Below are 19,964 nucleotides of genomic sequence, written 5' to 3'. Positions count from 1 at the left end.
GACCCTGGCCGGCCTCGCGCCGCCACGATCGCCACACCTCGGGAGACGCCAGTCCGAGACGCTGGCCCAGGACACTTGCCCGATTTCACCCCGTTAACCCCGCGCACGCACGGCACTGTGCTGTCGTACGTGCGCACTCACGCGCGAGTTCGCGCGTGTCACCGAAGCGCGCCATGTGCGCGAAGGAGCGCCCGATGAAAATCATGATCGTCACCGACGCCTGGGATCCGCAGATCAACGGCGTGGTCCGCACGTTGAAGAACACGCGCGCTCAGCTGGAGGCGGCCGGCCATCGTGTCGAGCTGCTCACGCCGCAGGAATTCCGCACGATGCCGTGCCCGACCTACCCGGAAATCCGTCTCGCGTTCTTCGCCGGCGCACGCGTGACACGGCGCATCGAAGATTTCGCACCGGACGCCCTGCACATCGCCACCGAAGGCCCGCTGGGCATGGCCGCGCGCAAATGGGCCCTGCGCAACGACTTCCCGTTCACCACGGCCTATCACACGCGCTTCCCGGAGTATGTGCAGGCGCGCTTCGGCTTTGCGCTCTCGACAACCTACCGCTTTCTGCGCTGGTTCCACAAGGCGTCGCACGCCGTGATGGCACCCACGCCGGTGGTCAAGCGCGATCTCGAAGCGAACGGCTTCCAGAATGTGGTGCTTTGGACACGTGGCGTCGACCTTGACATCTTCCGTGTGCAAGACGCACATGTGCTAAATTCGGCACATCCGATTTTCCTCTACGTGGGGCGTGTTGCCGTGGAGAAGAACATCGAGGCTTTCCTGAAACTGGATTTGCCGGGCTCGAAATGGGTCGCGGGCGAAGGGCCGCAACTGGCCGAACTGCGCTCGCGCTACCCCGATGTGAATTATCTCGGTATGCTTTCGCAGCCCGAACTGGCGAAGGTCTACGCGTCGGCCGACGTGTTCGTCTTTCCCAGCCGTACCGACACCTTCGGCCTGGTGCTGCTCGAAGCGATGGCTTGCGGCCTGCCGGTCGCGGCCTTCCCGGTGACCGGCCCGGTCGATGTCCTCGACGGCTGCCCGGAAGGCGAAGGCGGCGCACTGCGAGAGGACTTGCGCGAGGCTTGTCTCGATGCGCTCAAGGTCTCGCGCCCGAGTGCACGTGCCTGGGCCGAGCGGTTCTCATGGCAGGCGGCCTCCGAAGAGTTCGCCTCGCATCTGCATCCGCGCAAGCCCGAGCTGTCGCTCGCGAGCGCGGTCTGATCCACCTCCAGAGCCCGTTGCGGCGAGGAACCCGACGCTTGTTCATCGATCACCCGCCGCCACGCGACAAACAACCGAATCCGTACAAGGGCAATCGGGGCATCATGCGTGCCTGGCGCGCCCTGAAATACTCCTTGTCCGGCTTCAAGTTCGCCGTGTTCGAAGAGAGCGCCTTCCGGCAGGAACTGGCGCTCGCCGCCATCCTCTTGCCGGCGGCGGTCTTCCTGCCCGTGACCTCTGTCGAGCGCGTGCTGCTCATCGGCTCGGTGCTGCTCGTGCTCATCATCGAGCTGGTCAACTCCAGCATCGAGGCGGCCATCGACCGCATTTCGCTGGAGCGGCACGAACTGTCCAAACGTGCCAAGGATTTCGGCAGCGCGGCCGTCCTCATCGCGCTCGGCCTTTGCCTGCTCACCTGGGCCTTGCTCGCCGGGCCCGTCATTGTCGAACGGGTACGTACAGCGTTTTTCTGATAACGTTCGCCGCCTCCCTCCCCCATGCTTGGCAGTACGCGGCTGCCGGGTATAATCGATCGCCGTATACCTGATATTCAACTCATAGACGCAAGCGGAGAACATCGTTCGCCACGCTTGCCGCTTACCGGGGCCGACAGACATGGAAGCAAAGCCGCCGCGCCGTACCCGCGAACGAATTCTTGAGGTGTCACTCCGGCTCTTCAACGACATCGGCGAACCTAACGTCACGACCACCACGATTGCCGAGGAGATGAAAATCAGCCCCGGCAATCTGTACTATCACTTCCGCAATAAAGACGACATCATCAACAGCATCTTCGCCCAGTTCGAGCAGGAAATCGAACGGCGACTGCGGCTGCCTGACGATCACAAGCCCAAGCTCGACGAAGTCTGGACGTACCTGCAATACATGTCCGAATTTCTGTGGCGCTTCCGTTTTCTTTACCGCGACCTCAACGACCTGCTTGCGCGCAACCGCACGCTGGAGACGCACTTCAAGGTGATCGTCGGCCACAAGAAGCGGTTCGCGCGCGAAATGTGCGACCTGCTCGTGGCCGAGGGCGAAATGGAAATCACGCCCGAGCAGATCGAGGTGGTCACGACCAACATGGTGGTGATCTCCACCTATTGGTTGTCCTACCAGTTCGTGATGAATCCGCGCAAGTACAACGACCCGGCAGAGATCGGTGCCGGGTTGCACCAATCGAGCTATCACATCCTCTCGCAAATGGCGCCGTATCTGAAAGGCAGCTCGCGCGAGATGTACGACAGGATGGCGCGAGAATCGTCGGCTAAGGGAGCGCAATAAGACATGGCGTCGGACGTCAAATCGATCTGTATTTACTGCGGTGCCGCCGCGGGGGTACGTCCTGCCTACGCCGAGGCGGCGCGTGACCTGGGCCGTCGCATGGCGCAAGCGGACATTCGTCTCGTGTATGGCGGCGGCAAGGTCGGACTGATGGGCATCATTGCCGACGCCGTGCTGGCCCACGGCGGCGAAGTGATCGGCATCATCCCGAAGGCCCTGATGGAACGGGAAGTCGGTCACACGGGGCTGACGCAATTGCATGTTGTCGAGAACATGCACCAGCGCAAGCAGATGATGGCCGATCTGTCGGATGCTTTCATTGCCATGCCCGGCGGCATCGGCACGTGCGAAGAACTGTTCGAAGTCTTTACGTGGCTGCAGATCGGCTATCACGCGAAACCGATCGGTCTGCTCAATGTCGAGCAGTATTACGATCCGCTGATCGTGTTCCTCAAATCGATGGTGACGGAGCAGTTCCTCAAGGAGCCGCAGTTGGACCAGTTGCAGATCAGTGCGTCGCCCGAAGCGTTGCTCGATACCCTGCGGCACTTCACGCCGTCGCAAATCGATCGCTGGTCCCACCAGCGTTCACAGATCTGAGCGCAGCCGCGTCATCGCTGCGCAGTCCAATGGCTGCGCAGTGTCGGTTCCCCTCGCGCTTTAGCCCTCCCCCTCACCCGTTGCCCGCTCTTCGTGCCAGACACGGGACCGCACCCGCTCGGCACGCCGTCGCCCACGGCGTCATTGAACTCCTGCCGCCCCCGGGACTCAGACATCCGTTGCATGCGGATCACCGCGTGCGCGCCCGCCCCATGCCCGCCTGGGTCAACGCTTTCCTCGACGCGCAACCTGCCTATGATGTTAAAGATGCTTCGCCCGATGCGACTGCTGCGTTCACGCTGGCTGCGGCCACACGCCGGCTTGCTGCTGCGGCGCGCCTTGTGGCGAGCCACGCCGCGAGGCGTGGCCATCGGGCTGGCATGTGGTGTTTTTTTCGGGATTCTGATTCCCGTCGGCCAGATGCTCGTGGCGATACTCGCCGCAGCGCTGTTACGCGGCAATCTATTCCTCGCGGCGGTCGGCACGCTGGTGACCAATCCGCTGACGGCGCCCTTCGTTTATTGGGGCGCACACCGTCTGGGCCGCTGGATGTTCGAGTGGCCACCGCAGACCGAGATCGAAGCGACGGTGGCCGCCGCGACACAGGCGAGAGAGAGCTTGTGGACTCAGTTGACGAACCTCGATTTCGGTACGGCGACGCTGCATCTCGCGACTGGCCTCGCTGCCTGTGCGGCGGCCGGCGGAGCGCTCGCCTACGTGATCGGCTTCTGCGCGATCCGTTGGCACCAACGGCGCCGCGTCGGGACAACGGTGAGTGCGTCTGACGCCCTCCGGGACTGAGCGCCACGACATCGCCGTCGTCAGAACGATGATCCGGGCGTCTTCAGAAACGCGATTTCCTCTGGCGTCGATGTTCGTCCCAAGGCCTGATTGCGGTGGGGGTATCGCCCAAAACGCTCAATGATGACCGCATGCTTGCGCGCGTAATCGAGGTTATCGACCAGCCCGAACGCCTTCGCCAAGGGTTCGTACAGGGCCAGCGAAAGGTGCTGGCTCTCCAGCGATTCGTCGTGTTCGAACGGCAGATAGACGAAAACGCGATGCTGCGGTGTGGGTAGACGCTGATCGTCGCCCGCCTCGACCAGACGCCGCGCCACGGCCAACGCCCGCGCATCGCCCGCAAAGGCCTTCGCGTGCCCCCGAAAGAGATTGCGAGAGAACTGGTCGAGCACCACGATCAGCGCGCACGCCCCGAGCGGCGTCTGCGCCCAGTCGTCGAGTTCCCCGTCCAGCGCCTGCGCGTGCAGCGCGCCGAAGTGGGTACGGATCGACGCGTCGTACGCGTCCGATTTACGGAACCACTCGGGCCGCTCCATCCCATATTCGGGAGCGTCCGGACGGCCGAACCAGAAATCGAGCACCGTTTGCCACGGGGGGACTTGCGAAGAAGGTGCTCCTGCGGGTGTCGTCATCCATCATCCTGAAAGGTGAGCGTGCGTGGGAGGGGTGACTCGCATGATGCCAGACTCACGCAAAGGCCAACACCACGCGGCGTGTGCGCGACGTCTTCTTCTCGATCTTGGCCACGCGCAGCGCGCCGATTTCAGCGGTATTAGCCACGTGCGTGCCGCCGCACGGCTGCAAATCGATGCCCTCGATGCGCACCAGACGCACGCGCCCTAGCCCCACGGGCGGCTTCACGCTCATGGTGCGCACCAGCTCGGGCCGCGCCGCCATCTCGTCGTCGCTGATGCTGTCTATGGCCACCGGCCGTGCAGCCGCCACGAGCGCCGCCAACCCGGCTTCGACGGTCTCCCGCTCGATCGGCTCGTTCGTCACGAAATCGAGCCGAGCGTACTCCGTGGTGATGCTGCACCCATCCACCGGATGCGGCAACACGGCACACATCAGATGCGACGCCGTGTGAAAGCGCATGTGACGAAAGCGTCGCGCCCAGTCGATCTCCGCCTGCACGATATCCCCGACCGAGAGTCGCGCCAGCACATCGTACTGGCCCTCCCCGGGCACATGGACCGCATCGTCGGGTGTCGCGCCCTCATGTTTCGACTTGCGCGTGTCGGCAATGGCGAGGCGAGTGCCGTCCACCAGCACCAACGCACCGGCATCGCCCGCTTGTCCGCCGCCCAGCGGATAGAAGACGGTGCGATCGAGCCTGATGCCGGTCTCGTCAATATGCGTGATGCGCGCCTCGCACTGGCGCAGATAGGCGTCCTGCCGAAAAAGGGCTTCAGTGGTCATTGGGGCGTCTCCGTAGGTGATCCGCCATGGTCGCGCGAACCGGGCCTGAGTGACAAGGGACAATCCGGCGCCGTAGCGCCAGTACGGTCGATGAGCGCCTTTGCGCAGACGTCACCGTCGGAGCGGCGCACTGCCGACATTGCCCCCGGGTGAAGGTTTCGCGGCATCGACCCAACACCACGCAATTGGGCATACGCGGCGTACGGGACGCCATGCTTTTCCCAATGCGCGCCCACTGAGCGACCGGACGACAGCTTTGTCCTCGAATCGAAAGAGACGGATACCGCGTCAACCGTAGGATCCGCCCAAGCGCCCCATCTATGGCGCTCGGAATAATCCGAAACGTTGTCAACCGGACCCCCATCCTCTCATGCATGTCACGCACCCTCCCCCCTCACTGCCCCGCCACGATGTCACCGGGCGCCTGCTGCCCGACGCCGGCGACACCGCGCCCCGGCGTTACCAGCAAGCGCGCGACGCGTACCTCGCCGCCGATTACGAAAGGGCACTGCATGTGCTCTACCCCCTGCTCAAGGAACTTCCGCTGGACGTCAGCGTGAACAAGCTGATCGGCTACGCGCATTTCGGGCGCGAAGACTATGCGCTCGCGCTGGTGCCGCTCAGCTCGGCGACGCTGTTCACGCCCGAAGACCCCGAACCGATGCTGATTTGCGCGCATTGCCTGGCGAAGTTGGGCGACGGCGCGCTCGCTCGCGATCTCGCCATGCAGGCGCTCGAGACCTCTCGGCAGAACGCGGCGCATGCCGACATCGGTGCGCGCGCCGAACGTTTTCTCGCCACGATTTAACGCCCATTCATTCCCGGGAGCCCCCCATGACGATAGGTATGCCCTCGTCTCCCCCTCTGCCGACGCCCCTCCAGTCCCTCTCGAACGCCAGCAATGTCGGCGCGAATCCGCAAGTACACATTGCGATGCCGGAGCCGCCGAAGGATCTGATGGCAGGGTGCTGGGAGCAGTTTCAAAGCGCCATTCAAACGCATCGCGGCGCGCGCAACGCGGCCCTCATCGGACACGTCGTCAACGCCATCGCCAAGAGCACCGCACTGGGCTTCGCGATCGCCACGATGGACGACGACTGGAAGGGATACATCGACATCCCCCTCCATGTGCTGGCGGCATCCACGGAAATCGCGAGCCTGGTGCTCGCAGCCAGCAAGTTCTGGCACGGCCCTGACGACATCCCGGGCGCCGAGATTCGCGACACCAACTTCTTCCAGACCATCGGCCAGTGGACCGGCATCGACCTCCTGCGGGAGTACGGCGGGGTGGTCAATTTGGCGATCACCAACGGTCCGCTGGTGTTTGGCGCCGTCCACAATGGCGCCGCACCGTTGCTCGAGACGCTGGGCATCCCCGTGCCGGCCTGGCTGAAAGACGCCGCCATTGACGATGCGAGTTCGGCCATCGCCGACGGGGTGGCGACCGCGACCGATTTTCTGCAAAACCGCGTGCTTGGCACGATCATCGATGGCCGAGAGCGGCGCGCGTCCGTGGACAGAGTCACGGCGGCGGAGACCACCGTGAACTACGTCGTGCTGGACGGCGAACGCGACTACGTGCACATGGCCCCCCGCCCGCGGCTCGACTACGAACTCGAGGGGGTGACCGTCGTCCCGAGACTGTCGCGGGACGACTCGGCGCTCGCGTCCATCTCGTCCATCCCGGCGCCACCGGCCATCCCGGGCGACAACGCGGACATCCAGTCACTCGCGACCGGCATCGACGACGAGTTCTTCGATGCCGAGTCGGATTTGCATTCGGTCGTCTCCGATCTGTCGAACGACGCCTTTCACGATGCGCTGGACACCGTCACACCTGACGTCGGTTCGCGCCCTTAAGCGTCATCGCAACGGACTGCGCCTGTGCGGTCCAGGATGAAACGCGGACACGCGCGCGCCGACAGGGCTAAACGGGGCGCACACGCCCCCCGTCGCGCCGCGGGCGCGCGCGTGCCGCAGCCGGATCCATGCCGTAACCCTTTGGAGGAACGACGTTCCATGCAGCGATATTCAGCCCCCCACGCCACCGGTGAAACCGACGTCCGCGCCGGCCGCATCGTGCCTAACGGCCAAGCGCATCCCCCCCCACGAACCGACGGCGCCCAGCGTTGCGCCACCGACGCGGCTTCACCCAACGTGTCGCCGACCACTTCACCGGCCACGTCGTCGATCGATTCGCCGATCGCGTCGCAAGCCTTCTCTCATGCGTATGCCCTGTGCGCGGCCAACGACTTCGTCGGTGCCGCACGCGCCTTTGCCGACCTCTGCCTCGCCTACCCGGAACGCACGGATGCCTACAAGGCGTTCGGCTACGTGCTTTGTCAGCTCGGCGATTATCGACACGCCGTCGCCCCCTTGATGATCGCGGTTGCGCGGGACTATGGCGATCCCGAGCCCTTGTATTTCGCCGCCGTGTGCATGCAGCGCAATGGCGATGTCGACACCGCCCGCGACATGGCCGGCGATGCGCTGGACATGGTGCGTCGGACCGGCCGCCCCGCTGATCTGCACGACAAGCTGACGCGTCTGATCGACGCCCTCTGACCCTATCCCTCGGAGCCCATTCATGCCCAGACTTGACGCCCTGCCCACGCCCCACTACGTCTCCCACCCTGCCCCCGCCAACACGTCGGCCACTGCGACGAACGAAGCATCGCTTGCGGGCGAAGTGCGAATCGCCCTCGGCGCGATGCAAGACGACACGCACTCGTCGCATCGACTGCGGCCGTCGCCGTCCACCGTTGGCCGCTTTACCGCCTTGATGCAACACGTGGGAAATTTCGGACTCAGCCTGGCATCGTTAAGTGTGGCCAGCCTGAACAACATCAAGGAGATCTACGACGACAGTGCGTTGGCGACCGCCCACAACGTGACGCTCGCAACGGCATCCCTGGCGACGTTGTCCAGCCTGATGGATTTGACGGTCGCCATTGGCAAGTACTGCACGCCCTCGACGACGACGGCTGACATCAAGAACACCGCCTGGCTGACCTCGGCGGGTGCCCTTCTGGGGTCGAAACACCTCGAGCGGTATGGGGCCAAATACCAGACGACCTTGCTGGGCGCCTCGATGATGGTGTTCTTCAATCAGGCCGGCAGAATCGCCGGTGAGCATCACGCCATGGCCGAGCTATCGCAGCGTGTCGGGCCAACGCCGTCTGCCGCCCCGTCCGAAGCGCCGCCCGGCGACACGCTCGACATCGACTCGCTGCAATCCTGCATGGGGTTTTCGGCGGCCGCTTATCGCGCATTCGGGGGCATCGCCACCGAAGGGCTGATCGAGTGGATGACGGCGATGGAGGCGCGTCGATCGCTGGATCTCGTCGAGCATCAGTTGAATTATGAGAGCCCGTTCGGACAGGAAGGCCGATACCGATCGGACACGTCCGAATTCGGACAGTCAACGCAACATGCTGGCGCGACCGATCCGGACCGGCCGTCGTCACACGCCCGTGCCGCCGTGCCCGATCGCGTCACGAACGTCTGACACATCCCAATCGCCCTTGTCGCCGCGACAGGGGCAAGCGGTGACTGCCCAGGCGCGACCGGTTGTGGCCTCAACCCGCCCGATTGCGCATCCAGTCCGCCGTGCCATGGAACGCCTGCATCAGCCGTTCCTGCAGCGACGCTTCCACACCGATGTCCTGCATGGCCCATGCCATGCAGCGCAACCATTGGTCGCGCTCGCTCGAGGCAATCGGGAACGGCAGATGGCGGGCTCGCAACATCGGATGGCCGAACCGTTCGATGTAGTGATTCGGCCCGCCCAGCCATCCGCACAGGAACCAGAAGAGCTTGTCGCGCGAATCGCCAAGCGACTCTGGGTGCAGGCTACGAATGCCCGCGAACTCGGACTCGAGGTCCATCAGGTCGTAGAAGCGGTCGACGAGTTCGCGCACGCGATCCTCGCCGCCGAGCAGGGTAAAGGCCGTCGGTTGCGCGGGAGCGTCCTGCGCGTCGTCGTCCGTCTGCGGGGTTTGCGGAGTGTTTTCAGTCGTCATGCCCGCTATTGTGCCCCAGGCCCATCGCGTCTGCCACGCCTGCACGAGCGGCACGATGCCGCACCTCCGCTGACGGGCGTCAGGCCTCGCGCAACGTGCGCAGCGCGGATTGACGCAGCACCGCGCGCAGACCGCTCCATCCGCCGATCAGCGCGCACAGCACGCCCGCCCCGACGCCCAGCGCCGGCAGCCACGGATTGAAGTGCAGCGCGAACTCGAAGACGTAGCGTGCCAGCGCCCATCCGAGCGCGCCGGCGCCCAACGCGGCCAGCAGCCCGGCCAACGCGCCCACGGTCACCAGTTCCGCCAGATGCACATCGCGAAGCTGCCGCGAGGACGCCCCCAACGCGCGCAAGATGCCGCTCTCTCGCATGCGCTCGTCTCGCGTGCCCGCAAGCGCCGCATACAGCACCAGCACGCCCGCCGCGAGCGTAAAGACAAAGAGCGCTTGCACGGCGTCGATGACCTGCGACAGGATTTGCTGGATCTGCGCGAGCAAGGCGCCCGTGTCGATCACCGTCACATTGGGGAACTGGCGCACCAAGGCATCGGCCACGCCCTGTTGCTTTGGCGCGAGATGGAACGACGTGATCCACGTCATCGGAAAATCACGCAGCGCGGCGGGCGGCATCACCACGAAGAAATTCACGCGCATCGATCCCCAGTCCAGCTTGCGAAGACTCGTGATCGGGGCGTCGATGTGCTGGCCCGCGACTTCGAAGCGCAGCGTGTCGCCAAGGGCCAGCCCGAGCGTCTTTGCGATGCCCTCTTCCATGGAGACCTGGGGCGTCGAGGCATCGCCGTACCACTGTCCGGCCGTCACGCGATTGCCTTCGGGCAGCACCGCCGTGTACGACAGGTTGAACTCACGCTCCGCAAGACGCCGCGCCCGCGCGTCCGTGTAGCTATCTCCCGTCACCGGCTTGCCGTTGATGGCCGTCAGACGCGCACGAATCATCGGCGAGAGCTGCACGTTCGGCAGTCCCGCCGCGCGCAACTGAGCCAACACCGGCGCGTCCTGCCCCGGCTGAATATCGATGACGAAGCGGTTCGGCGCGTCGGGCGGGCTCGACTGACGCCAGCCCGCGACCAGGTCGTTACGCGTGACGGCAAGCAGCAACAGCGCCATCAACCCGAGCCCGAGCGCCACCACTTGCAGCGCACTGCCGAGCCCGCGGCGACGCAATCCCGCCACGGCGTAGCGCCATCCGATGCCGCCCATTGCCCCGCCCGCCGCACCGCGACGCCTGGCCCAGGCGGCCAGCAGGCGAATGGCGAGCCAGGCGAGCACGCCGAACACCACCGCGCCCGCCACGAAGCCGCCCGCCACCATCGCCCCGAGACGCAGGTCTCGCGCCGCGAACAGCAACAGCGCGCCGAAGGCCAGCGCACTCGCACCATACGCCAGCCACCCTTGCCTGCGCGCCCCACCCACGACATCGCGACGCAACACATGCAGGGGCGCGACTTCGGAGAGCGGCAGCAACGGCGGCAACGCGAAACCGAGCAGCATGACCAGCGCACTCGCCAGACCGACGACCGCCGGTCGCCACGTCGGCGCCGGCAACCCCGCCGGGATCACGTCCCCCAACTGGGCGAGCAGCACCCAATGCGCCGCGTAGCCGAGCGCGATGCCCAACATGCCACCGATTAGGCCAAGTCCGATGAATTCAAGCGTCACCATCCCGCGCAACGCGCGGCGCGACAAGCCCAGGCAACGCATGACGGCGCAGGCATCGAGATGGCGCTCGCTGTACCGACGCGACGCGATGCCCACCGCCACCGCCGCCAGCACGGCGGCGAGCAAGGCCACCAGCGAGAGGAAGCGGTCGGCGCGATCGAGCGTCTGGCGCACCTGCGGCTGTCCTTCCTCCAGCGATTCGAGATGCACGCCGCGCGCCTGTTCGGCGGTCGGCCGCGCCCACGCGGCGAATCTGGCGACCTGTGCGTCCGTGCCCGCCACCAGCAGCCGGTAGGTGATGCGGCTGCCGAACTGCACCAGCCCCGTCGACGGCAGTTCGTCGAAGCGCATCATGACGCGTGGGGCCAGCGATCCGAAGCCGAAACCGCGATCCATTTCTCGCGTGATGACGGCGGCGATGCGCAACGTGCGGTTGCCCACGCGAATGGACTCGCCGGGCTTGACGTGCAGGGCATCGAGCAACGCGGCGTCGACCCATACGGTGCCTGGCGCCGGGATGGCCGCGGCGGGCGCATCCGGCGTATCGGCGCCGGCATCGGCGGCGGTGCGCACTCGCCCGCGCAATGGATAGCCGTCGCTCACGGCCTTGAGCGACGATAGACGGCTCGCGCCGACTTGCCCGTGTTCGCCCGGGACGCTGGCCATGCTGGGAAAGTTGGCGACGACGGCGGTGACCAGCCCATCGGCCTGCGCCTGACGCGCAAATGCCGGCGACAGGGGAGCATCGCTGCGCACGACGAGGTCGGCGGCGAGCATCTGGCGGGCGTCGCGTTCAAGCCCGCCCTGCATCCGATCCGAGAGAAACCCCACGCTGGAGAGTGCACCGACCGCCAGCAACAACGCCACGAGAAGCAGATGCAACTCGCCTGCGCGCCAATCGCGCAGGAACATCCGCCATGCCTGGCGGGCAACGTCAGTGAACCCCATCGTTTTTCAATCCTTTGACCCGCGCCAGCAATGAGCGCCAACCTCGCCACACGCGGGGCAGCCACCACCACGCCAGCACGACGAAGATCAATAACATCACGAGAAAAACGGCGGGAAGGAAAAACGCCAGCGCCAGTCCGCCCACCGTCGACACATCTTCGCCGGCTGAGGCCGCGACATTGGAGAAAGGTTCCGGCGACGTGTTGATCAGCGCCCGGCTACCCGCCTTTGCCAAATGGGCCGTGCCTGCCAGCGCACCGCCCGCCAGCCCGGCCAACACCGTGACGGTCGGATCCATTTGTCCCAGCGCTGCAGCGCCCAGCAGGATTCCGGCCGGAATGCGGATGAACGTGTGGACGGCGTCCCAGGCACTGTCGACAAAGGGAATTTTATCGGCGAAGAACTCGATGGCCGCCAGCACGCCGGCCGTGGCAATCACCCACGTCGACGTCAGCACCACCAGCGAGGGCGGCAGATGCAACCAGCCCAGACGCGCAGCCATTCCCGCGCAAAACACCGTCAGGTACAACCGCAGGCCACTGCCCCAAGACAGCCCCGCACCCAGTGCAATCGATTCAAGCATGGCGACCTCACTGCCGCCGACATGACGGCGTCGCACGATCACGCGTCGTGTACTGCCGACGCGGCAACGGCCACCGGGCAGGATGCGAACCGCCCCTACCCGCCGGACTGACCTCACAGGGATGCATCGGTGGCCTACAGGCGGCGAACGACCGTCGTCGAACGGCCACCGGACGCAAACTCGACCGCTACCGCGTCATTATGCCGCGCGCTGGGGCAACGCACCACCGGTGCCGGACATTGAGGATTTGGCGTGGCCGGCGCAAACGGCAGGCGCCCGTCAGGCTGCGGTCAACTTCAACCCGACCAGGCCCGCCAGAATCAGCGTCACGCTGGCAATCCGGGCGGCGGAGGCCGACTCGCCGAACAGCATAATGCCCAGCACGAACGCACCGACGGCGCCAATACCGGTCCAGATCGCGTATGCCGTGCCCAATGGCAGCGAACGCACGGCCAATGCGAGCAGCCAGACACTGCCGATCATTGCGCCAATCGTGAACACCGACGGCCAGAGACGCGAAAAACCCTGCGTGTACTTGAGGCCGACGGCCCACGCCACTTCCAGCAAACCGGCAATAACCAATAGCATCCACGCCATGACTGACTCCGATAGAAAAATCGGGGTCGTCCCCGGAAGACAAGCGATCCTCGTAACGGGTCGTCCCGTCACGGGGTTCCTTTGGATGTCGAATGACATGGCAGAACGCCAACGTCGCGAAGCTGCAACTTGGCATCTCACCGCCAGGGTGATCGCCGGACATCGCTCAGGGAACCGCACGATTTTAGCAAAGCTCGCGCGCCGCGGTCACCCCTTGCACCGGTGCCCAGGCCTCCGGCATCGCACCGCTACGCGAACTCGCCCTTGCGGCATTCTCCGCAAGCACTCAGCCGATGGCGTCGATTTCGAGCCGGTAGCCGACCCCCGTTTCCGTGAGAATGTGTTGCGGCTGTGCCGGATCGACCTCCAGTTTCTGCCGCAGGTGTCCCATATAGATGCGCAGGTAGTGATGGCTCTCGACGTGCGACGGCCCCCACACCTCCTTAAGCAATTGCCGGTGTGTCAACACGCGCCCCGCATGGCGCACCAGCGTGATCAGCAGCCGGTACTCAATCGGTGTCAGATGCACCGGGTCTCCCGCGCGCGTGACCTTGCGTCTCGCCAGATCGATGTGGATGTCGCCGAACGAGAACGCTTCGTCGAGCGTTTCCGAATTGCCGCCACGATGATGACGTCGCAGTTGCGCCCGTATCCGCGCGAGCAGTTCCGACACCCCGAACGGTTTGGTGAGGTAGTCGTCCGCACCGACATCGAGCGCCACGACCTTCTCTGCCTCCTCGTTGCGAGCGGACAGCACGATGATCGGCATATCGGTCCAGCTCCGCACTTCGCGAATGACCTCCACGCCGTCGAAATCCGGCAGTCCCAGATCGACGATGAGCAGATCCGGCTTGCGCGTCGCCGCCTCGACCATGCCCTGCCGCCCCGTTTCCGCCTCGTGCACGACCATGCCTTCGGCCTCAAGCGAGGTGCGCAGAAACCGGCGGATCTGTCGTTCGTCTTCAATCACCACGACGGTGATGGTCGGTTCACTCATGTTGTTGGGTCGCGTTGGCGTCGGGGGTACGGGATGTCTGCGGCGAGTCGGCGGGCAAATCCGCATGCACGTCTTCCGGGCCCTCCAGACTCTCCGGCGCCATCGGCGGCGTTTCGATCGGCAACGTGAAGATGAAGCGCGCGCCGCGACCGTCAGGTCCGTTGGTGGCGTGAATTCTACCGCCGTGCGCTTCCACGATGGCGCGACAGATCGCTAGTCCGAGTCCGATGCCGGGCTTGGCGGACTCCTTCTCCCCGCGCATGAACTTCTCGAAGATACGCCCTTCCATGCCCGGGGGCAGACCTGGCCCGTCATCGCTTACGCTCACTTCGACCTCGTCGCCCTGCACACATGCGGCGATTTCGATATGCGAGCCCGCTGGCGAATATTTCGCGGCATTCTCCAGCAGGTTGGTGAACAACCGCTCCATCAGCACGGCATCGAAGCGCAGCAACGGCAAGTCGGCCGGCAGCCGCGTGCTCACCTCATGCCCGGCGAGCGACCGGCGGCAGGCGCGCAACGACGTACCCACCACTTCCTCGAGCATCTGCCACTGACGATTGAGCTGCACGCCGCCCGCTTGCAACTTCGCCATGTCGAGCAGATTGGTCACGAGCCCCGTCATGCGCTGCGCCTCCTCGTGAATGGCCTCGACGAGTTCGGTGCGCAACGGCCCGGGCGTCTGGGCATTGCGGCTCAGCATGCTGGCGAAACCGACGATGGATGTCAATGGTGTTCGCAGATCGTGCGAAATCGCCGAGAGCAGGGAATTGCGTAGCCGCTCGGACTCCATCGTCACCAGTGCATCCTGCGCGATTTCGACGTAATGCACACGCTCGAGCGCGAGCGCGATCTGCGCCGCAAACGTATCGAGCAAACGCTGCTGATCCGGCGTGCCGATGGCGCCGCCGCCCTCCGGCGCCGGGGCGACCACCAGCACACCTCGCGTGCGCATCGGCGCGCGAAGCGGGAGATAGTAAGCGTGCGACGCGGGCAACGTGTTGGTGCCCCGCCCCGCCGCTTGCTGACGGTCATACACCCACTGGGCGACATCGGTATCGATATGCGCCGGCATGGTTTCCGACTGCGCGTTCTCGACCGGCTGGCGCACACTGCCCTGGCTGTCGGGCAGCAGCAGCGCCACGCGCGCCTGGAACACTTCGCGCACGTGGCGCGACCCGATTTCCACGATCTGTGGCGTAGTGAGCGCCGCCGCCAGTTCGCGGGCCATGGCGTACACCGCGCCCGTGCGACGCTCACGCCACGTGGCCAGCCGCGCCTGAAACCGCAGGCTGGTTGTCAGATGGCTGATGACCAGGGCGACGGTGAGCATGACGGCAAACGTCAGCAGGTACTGGGTGTCCGACACCGACAGCGAAAACTTTGGCGGCACGAAAAGGAAGTCGAACGCCAGCACCGACAGAAACGACGCGAGCACCCCCGGCCCCCGCCCCAGCCGCATGGCCACCAGGATCACGCCGAGCAGGTACAACATGGAGATATTGGCCAGATCCAGGAATGACGTGAGTTCCGCGGCAACAAGTGACACGGCGCCGCAGATACCGACGGCCCATGCATAGGCACGCCAGGGTCCGCCCACGAGCCCCAACTCCGGTGCCGTTTCGAACCAGTCGCGCCAGTCGCCGCGCACCACGCGCCTGTCGGCCGCGGCATCGCCTGCCGCCGGCCCGATCAACACGACGTCCACGCCGCGCGCGCGCCGCAAAAGCTGCTCGTGCAGCGGCGTGCGTGCAGTCCACCCGCGCCGTGCGCCGCTCGCGCCCACCACCAATCTCGAGACGTTGCGCATCTGGGCGTAGGCGAGCAGCGTGGTCGCCGCGTCCGCGCCATCGAGCGTAAGCGTTTCAGCCCCCAGTTCCTGCGCCAGTTTGAGCGTTGCGTAGGTGCTTTCTCGACGCACCGGCGATTGCCGCAGGATCGCGGGCGTCTCGACATGTACGGCCAGCCAGTCGGCACGCAGGCTCGCGGCGAGCCGCGCGGCCGCGCGGGCGAGCGCCACGCCCTCCGGGCCCGGGCCAATAGCGACGAGCAGCCGCTCACGGGCTTGCCACACCTGGCTGATCGATTGATCGGCGCGGTACTCGCGCATTTGCGCATCGACGCGATCGGCCGTGCGACGCAGCGCGAGTTCGCGCAACGCGATGAGATTGCCCTTGCGGAAGAAGTTGCGCACCGCGCGCTCGGCCTGCGCGGCCATGTACACCTTGCCCTCGCGCATGCGCTCGAGTAGTTCGTCCGGCGGCAGGTCGACCAACTTCACTTCGTCGGCCAGGTCGAAGATGCGATCGGGCACCGTCTCCCACACACGAATACCGGTGATTTGTCCAACCACGTCATTGAGTCGCTCCAGATGCTGCACATTGAGCGTGGTGTATACGTCGATGCCGGCGGCGAGCAATTCCTGCACGTCCTGCCAGCGCTTCAGGTGACGCATGCCCGGCACGTTTGCATGGGCGAGTTCGTCGATCAGCGCCACCGCCGGTTTGCGCGCCAGCATGCCATCGAGATCGAATTCGCGCAGCACGCGGCCGCGGTAGTCGACCGACTTCTGCGGCAGGACTTCCAGTCCCGCCAACAGGCGCGCCGTTTCGTCGCGGCCATGCGTCTCCAGCACACCGACCACCACGTCGGTACCCTCCTCGCTGAGCTTGCGTGCCGCCTGCAACATCGCGAACGTCTTGCCCACCCCGGCGGACGCGCCGAAGAAAATCTTCAGCCGGCCACGCTGCTCGCGGGCCTCCTCGCGTTGCAGCTTGCCGAGCAGTTCATCGGGATCAGGGCGTTCCATGCCAGCCATCGAATTCATCCATCAGAAAAGCGAGCGCCTCGCCATCAGGCGAGGCTCGTGTCGATGCATCGGTTGCCCGCTGACGTCAAAAGGCAATGCGCGCCGGGCGTGCCGCCAATCTACCGCAGGCGGCGAGGCAAGACCAGCCATTCTCCGGTCTGCCTCGCACGGTGGATACCCATTTCAGACGCTGCCGTGCGTCAAGGCGTCCAACGCGAGGTTCAGCGCCAGAACATTCACCCGGGGCTCTCCGAATATGCCCCACTGACGGCCTTGCGTGTATCGCGCAACCAGCGCGCGCACGGCGTCGGGGGCAAGGCCACGCGCCTTCGCCACGCGCGTGACCTGATACTCGGCGGCCGCCGGGCTGATGGCCGGATCGAGACCGCTGGCCGAGGCCGTGACCAGATCGACCGGCACCGGCAGGGTTGCGCTCGGATCCGCCGCGCGCAACGCGGCGATGCGTGCCTTGACGACGTCGGCGAGGGCGGGGTTGAGCGGGCCGAAGTTCGAGCCCCCCGAGGACACGCCGTTATTGGGCATCGGCGCGGTGGCGGACAGACGTCCCCAGAAGTACTTCGGTTCGTCGAAATGCTGACCGATCAGCGAGGAGCCGACCGCCCTACCGTCTTTGTAGATGAGGCTGCCGGCGGCTTCGCGAGAAAATGCCGCGCGGCCGATGCCGGTCACGACCAGCGGATACACCAGCCCCGTAATGACCGACAGCACGACGAACAAACTGAGCATCGGACGCAAAAGGGATTTCATGACATCGATTCCTTGAAGTTTCAGCAATGTGGCCCGAACGCACGACCCATCGGCCATTGCGTTCGGGCGCCGCGCGATCAGGCCCAGCCCATCGCGGCAATGAACATGTCGATGACCTTGATGCCGACGAACGGCACCAGAATCCCGCCCAGACCGTAAATCAGAAGATTGCGGCGCAGCAGCGTCGCGGCCCCGACCGGGCGATACTTCACCCCCTTGAGCGCCAGCGGAATCAGCACCACGATGATCAGCGCGTTGAATATCACGGCCGACAGAATCGCCGACGACGGGCTCGCCAGGCGCATCACGTTGAGCGCATCGAGTTGCGGATACGTCGTGGCAAACGCCGCCGGAATAATCGCGAAGTACTTCGCCACGTCGTTCGCAATCGAGAACGTGGTGAGGCTGCCGCGCGTCATGAGCATCTGCTTGCCGATCTCGACGATCTCGATCAGCTTGGTCGGATTCGAATCCAGGTCGACCATGTTGCCCGCTTCTTTCGCGGCTTGCGTTCCCGAGTTCATCGCCACCGCCACATCCGCCTGGGCGAGCGCCGGGGCGTCGTTCGTGCCGTCGCCCGTCATCGCCACCAGCTTGCCTTCGGCCTGGTACTTGCGAATCGTCGCGAGCTTCGCTTCCGGCGTGGCTTCGGCGAGGAAATCGTCGACCCCGGCTTCGGCCGCAATGGCTGCCGCCGTCAAACGGTTGTCGCCCGTCACCATCAGCGTCGTGATGCCCATCTGGCGAAGTTCGGCGAAGCGCTCCTTGATGCCGCCCTTGACCACGTCCTTGAGCTCGATCACGCCCAGCGCGCGGGTCCCGAGTGCGTCTTGCTCGGCCACCACCAGGGGCGTGCTGCCGCGACGCGCAATCTCGTCGACCGCGCTGGCCAGTGCCACCGGCCATACGCCGCCGGCCGATTCCACGTAGCGCTTGAGCGCGTCCGCTGCCCCCTTGCGGATCTGCTTGTCCGCAAGGTCCACGCCGCTCATGCGCGTTTGCGCCGAGAACGGGATGAACAGCGCGTGCAGACCGCCCATTTCGCGCTCACGGAGATTGAAGCGCTGCTTGGCGAGCACGGCGATGCTGCGCCCTTCCGGCGTCTCGTCGGCCAGCGAGGCGAGTTGCGCGGCGTCGGCCAGCGTGCGCTCGTCCACGCCCGGGGCCGGCACGAATTGAGATGCCTGACGGTTGCCCAGCGTAATCGTGCCGGTCTTGTCGAGCAGCAGCACATCCACGTCGCCCGCGGCTTCCACGGCCCGCCCCGACGTGGCGATCACATTCGCTTGCATCATGCGGCTCATGCCGGCCACGCCGATGGCCGAGAGCAGCCCGCCGATCGTCGTCGGAATCAGACACACCAGCAGCGCGACGAGTACGGTAATCGTGACCGGATGCCCCGCTTGCGTGACGAACACGCTGTAGATCGAATACGGCAGCAGCGTCGCCGTGGCGAGCAGCAGCACCAGCGTAAGCGCGACGAGCAGGATCGTGAGCGCGATTTCATTCGGCGTCTTCTGCCGCTTCGCGCCTTCCACCATGGCGATCATGCGGTCGAGGAATGCCTCGCCCGGGTTGACCGTCACGCGCATGACCAGCCAGTCCGAGAGCACGCGCGTGCCACCGGTGACGGCCGAAAAATCGCCGCCCGACTCACGAATCACGGGCGCGGATTCGCCTGTGATAGCCGATTCGTCGACCGACGCCACGCCTTCCACCACTTCGCCGTCGGCAGGGACCACATCGCCCGCCTCGACCAGCACGAAATCCCCGCGACGCAGACTGGCACTATCGATGACCAGACACTCCGCGTCGCGCCGGGCCGAGCGCAATTGCTTGGCCGGCACGTTCTTCTTGGCCTGGCGCAACGAGGCGGCCTGCGCCTTGCTGCGGCCTTCGGCCAGGGCTTCGGCAAAATTCGCGAACAAGACCGTGAACCACAGCCACAGCGTGATGGCGAGGATGAACGGCGCGCTCGCCTCGGCGTGGCCCGCCACGGCCATGCCGAACAGCACCGTCGTGAGCAGGCTGCCCACGTACACCACGAACATCACCGGGTTTCGGGCTTGCGTGAGCGGGTGCAGCTTGCGGAACGAGTCGACAATGGCCGGCTTGACGATCGCGGGGTCGAACATCGACAGTGACGTCGACGTGTGCCCTTTGCCCGCCGGCCGGGTGACGGTGTTTCCTGAGGGTTGATTCATGAGTGCCTCGAATGCCTCATTT

The 19,964-nt window shown here is 65.4% G+C and carries 18 protein-coding genes and 1 pseudogene; 9 read left to right on the top strand and 10 right to left on the bottom strand.

The genetic code is table 11. The annotated features are described in order from the left end of the window. Positions 1 to 194 precede the first annotated feature (194 nt). The 5 genes and pseudogenes from PCE31107_RS08335 to PCE31107_RS08315 all read left to right on the top strand — a co-directional run bounded on the left by PCE31107_RS08335 (position 195) and on the right by PCE31107_RS08315 (position 3,914). On the top strand, positions 195 to 1,229 hold the full coding sequence (locus tag PCE31107_RS08335; RefSeq protein ID WP_150607733.1) for a glycosyltransferase family 4 protein: 1,035 nt from the start codon (positions 195 to 197) through the stop codon (positions 1,227 to 1,229). A 77-nt stretch (positions 1,230 to 1,306) separates the two neighbouring features. After that, positions 1,307 to 1,702 (top strand): annotated as a pseudogene (locus PCE31107_RS08330) (diacylglycerol kinase); the annotation flags it as partial. Positions 1,703 to 1,844: 142 nt separating this feature from the next. Beyond that, positions 1,845 to 2,513 carry a TetR/AcrR family transcriptional regulator gene (locus tag PCE31107_RS08325; RefSeq protein WP_130026298.1) on the top strand — a complete coding sequence of 223 codons (669 nt, stop codon included), beginning with the start codon at positions 1,845 to 1,847 and terminating at the stop codon, positions 2,511 to 2,513. A gap of 3 nt (positions 2,514 to 2,516) precedes the next feature. Continuing rightward, complete coding sequence (locus tag PCE31107_RS08320) at positions 2,517 to 3,113, top strand: LOG family protein (RefSeq protein WP_150607731.1); 597 nt, start codon at positions 2,517 to 2,519, stop codon at positions 3,111 to 3,113. A 267-nt stretch (positions 3,114 to 3,380) separates the two neighbouring features. After that, positions 3,381 to 3,914, top strand: coding sequence for a DUF2062 domain-containing protein (locus PCE31107_RS08315; RefSeq protein WP_174966593.1), 534 nt, complete (start codon positions 3,381 to 3,383; stop codon positions 3,912 to 3,914). A 20-nt stretch (positions 3,915 to 3,934) separates the two neighbouring features. Here the strand turns inward: PCE31107_RS08315 and PCE31107_RS08310 are convergent, their stop codons facing one another. Then, complete coding sequence (locus PCE31107_RS08310) at positions 3,935 to 4,450, bottom strand: DUF924 family protein (protein WP_425494720.1); 516 nt, start codon at positions 4,448 to 4,450, stop codon at positions 3,935 to 3,937. Positions 4,451 to 4,601: 151 nt separating this feature from the next. Beyond that, the gene (locus tag PCE31107_RS08305) at positions 4,602 to 5,333 is read right to left on the bottom strand and encodes an alanyl-tRNA editing protein (RefSeq protein ID WP_150607724.1); all 732 of its coding nucleotides are present in this window, start codon (positions 5,331 to 5,333) and stop codon (positions 4,602 to 4,604) included. 370 nt (positions 5,334 to 5,703) lie between these two features. Here PCE31107_RS08305 and PCE31107_RS08300 point away from each other — a divergent pair, with 370 nt between their 5' ends. The 4 genes from PCE31107_RS08300 (at position 5,704) to PCE31107_RS08285 (ending at position 8,841) form a co-directional block, all read left to right on the top strand. Beyond that, positions 5,704 to 6,141, top strand: coding sequence for a tetratricopeptide repeat protein (locus PCE31107_RS08300; RefSeq protein WP_150607722.1), 438 nt, complete (start codon positions 5,704 to 5,706; stop codon positions 6,139 to 6,141). A gap of 26 nt (positions 6,142 to 6,167) precedes the next feature. After that, positions 6,168 to 7,193 carry a hypothetical protein gene (locus PCE31107_RS08295; RefSeq protein ID WP_130026302.1) on the top strand — a complete coding sequence of 342 codons (1,026 nt, stop codon included), beginning with the start codon at positions 6,168 to 6,170 and terminating at the stop codon, positions 7,191 to 7,193. Between the two features lie 159 nt (positions 7,194 to 7,352). After that, positions 7,353 to 7,898, top strand: coding sequence for a tol-pal system YbgF family protein (locus PCE31107_RS08290; RefSeq protein WP_150607720.1), 546 nt, complete (start codon positions 7,353 to 7,355; stop codon positions 7,896 to 7,898). Positions 7,899 to 7,920: 22 nt separating this feature from the next. Continuing rightward, on the top strand, positions 7,921 to 8,841 hold the full coding sequence (locus PCE31107_RS08285) for a hypothetical protein (RefSeq protein ID WP_150607718.1): 921 nt from the start codon (positions 7,921 to 7,923) through the stop codon (positions 8,839 to 8,841). A gap of 70 nt (positions 8,842 to 8,911) precedes the next feature. Here PCE31107_RS08285 and PCE31107_RS08280 read toward each other — a convergent pair whose 3' ends face one another. The 8 genes from PCE31107_RS08280 to kdpB all read right to left on the bottom strand — a co-directional run bounded on the left by PCE31107_RS08280 (position 8,912) and on the right by kdpB (position 19,942). Beyond that, positions 8,912 to 9,355, bottom strand: a complete 444-nt coding sequence (locus PCE31107_RS08280) for a group II truncated hemoglobin (RefSeq protein ID WP_130026305.1) — start codon at positions 9,353 to 9,355, stop codon at positions 8,912 to 8,914. A 79-nt stretch (positions 9,356 to 9,434) separates the two neighbouring features. Further along, entirely contained in the window at positions 9,435 to 11,984 is a 2,550-nt protein-coding gene (locus PCE31107_RS08275) for an ABC transporter permease (RefSeq protein ID WP_246181763.1), read from the bottom strand. Next, positions 11,971 to 12,567, bottom strand: coding sequence for a DUF4126 domain-containing protein (locus PCE31107_RS08270; RefSeq protein WP_150607716.1), 597 nt, complete (start codon positions 12,565 to 12,567; stop codon positions 11,971 to 11,973). Before PCE31107_RS08270 ends, PCE31107_RS08275 begins: the two co-directional genes overlap by 14 nt. Before the next feature lie 279 nt (positions 12,568 to 12,846). Continuing rightward, positions 12,847 to 13,164, bottom strand: a complete 318-nt coding sequence (gene sugE, locus PCE31107_RS08265; RefSeq protein WP_017231395.1) for a quaternary ammonium compound efflux SMR transporter SugE — start codon at positions 13,162 to 13,164, stop codon at positions 12,847 to 12,849. Positions 13,165 to 13,450: 286 nt separating this feature from the next. Next, positions 13,451 to 14,161 (bottom strand): two-component system response regulator KdpE, encoded by a 711-nt coding sequence (kdpE, locus tag PCE31107_RS08260; RefSeq protein WP_150607714.1) that lies wholly within the window; start codon positions 14,159 to 14,161, stop codon positions 13,451 to 13,453. Then, the gene (locus PCE31107_RS08255; RefSeq protein WP_150607712.1) at positions 14,154 to 16,970 is read right to left on the bottom strand and encodes a sensor histidine kinase; all 2,817 of its coding nucleotides are present in this window, start codon (positions 16,968 to 16,970) and stop codon (positions 14,154 to 14,156) included. Before PCE31107_RS08255 ends, kdpE begins: the two co-directional genes overlap by 8 nt. 183 nt (positions 16,971 to 17,153) lie before the next feature. Then, the gene (gene kdpC, locus PCE31107_RS08250; protein ID WP_150607710.1) at positions 17,154 to 17,738 is read right to left on the bottom strand and encodes a potassium-transporting ATPase subunit KdpC; all 585 of its coding nucleotides are present in this window, start codon (positions 17,736 to 17,738) and stop codon (positions 17,154 to 17,156) included. Between the two features lie 77 nt (positions 17,739 to 17,815). After that, complete coding sequence (gene kdpB, locus PCE31107_RS08245; protein ID WP_150607708.1) at positions 17,816 to 19,942, bottom strand: potassium-transporting ATPase subunit KdpB; 2,127 nt, start codon at positions 19,940 to 19,942, stop codon at positions 17,816 to 17,818. Positions 19,943 to 19,964 lie beyond the last annotated feature (22 nt).

It is taken from the genome of Pandoraea cepalis (assembly GCF_902459625.1).
GTDB classification, from domain to species: domain Bacteria; phylum Pseudomonadota; class Gammaproteobacteria; order Burkholderiales; family Burkholderiaceae; genus Pandoraea; species Pandoraea cepalis.
The sequence above is the reverse complement of the archived record's forward strand: the minus strand, read 5'-3'. Positions and strand labels throughout refer to the sequence as shown.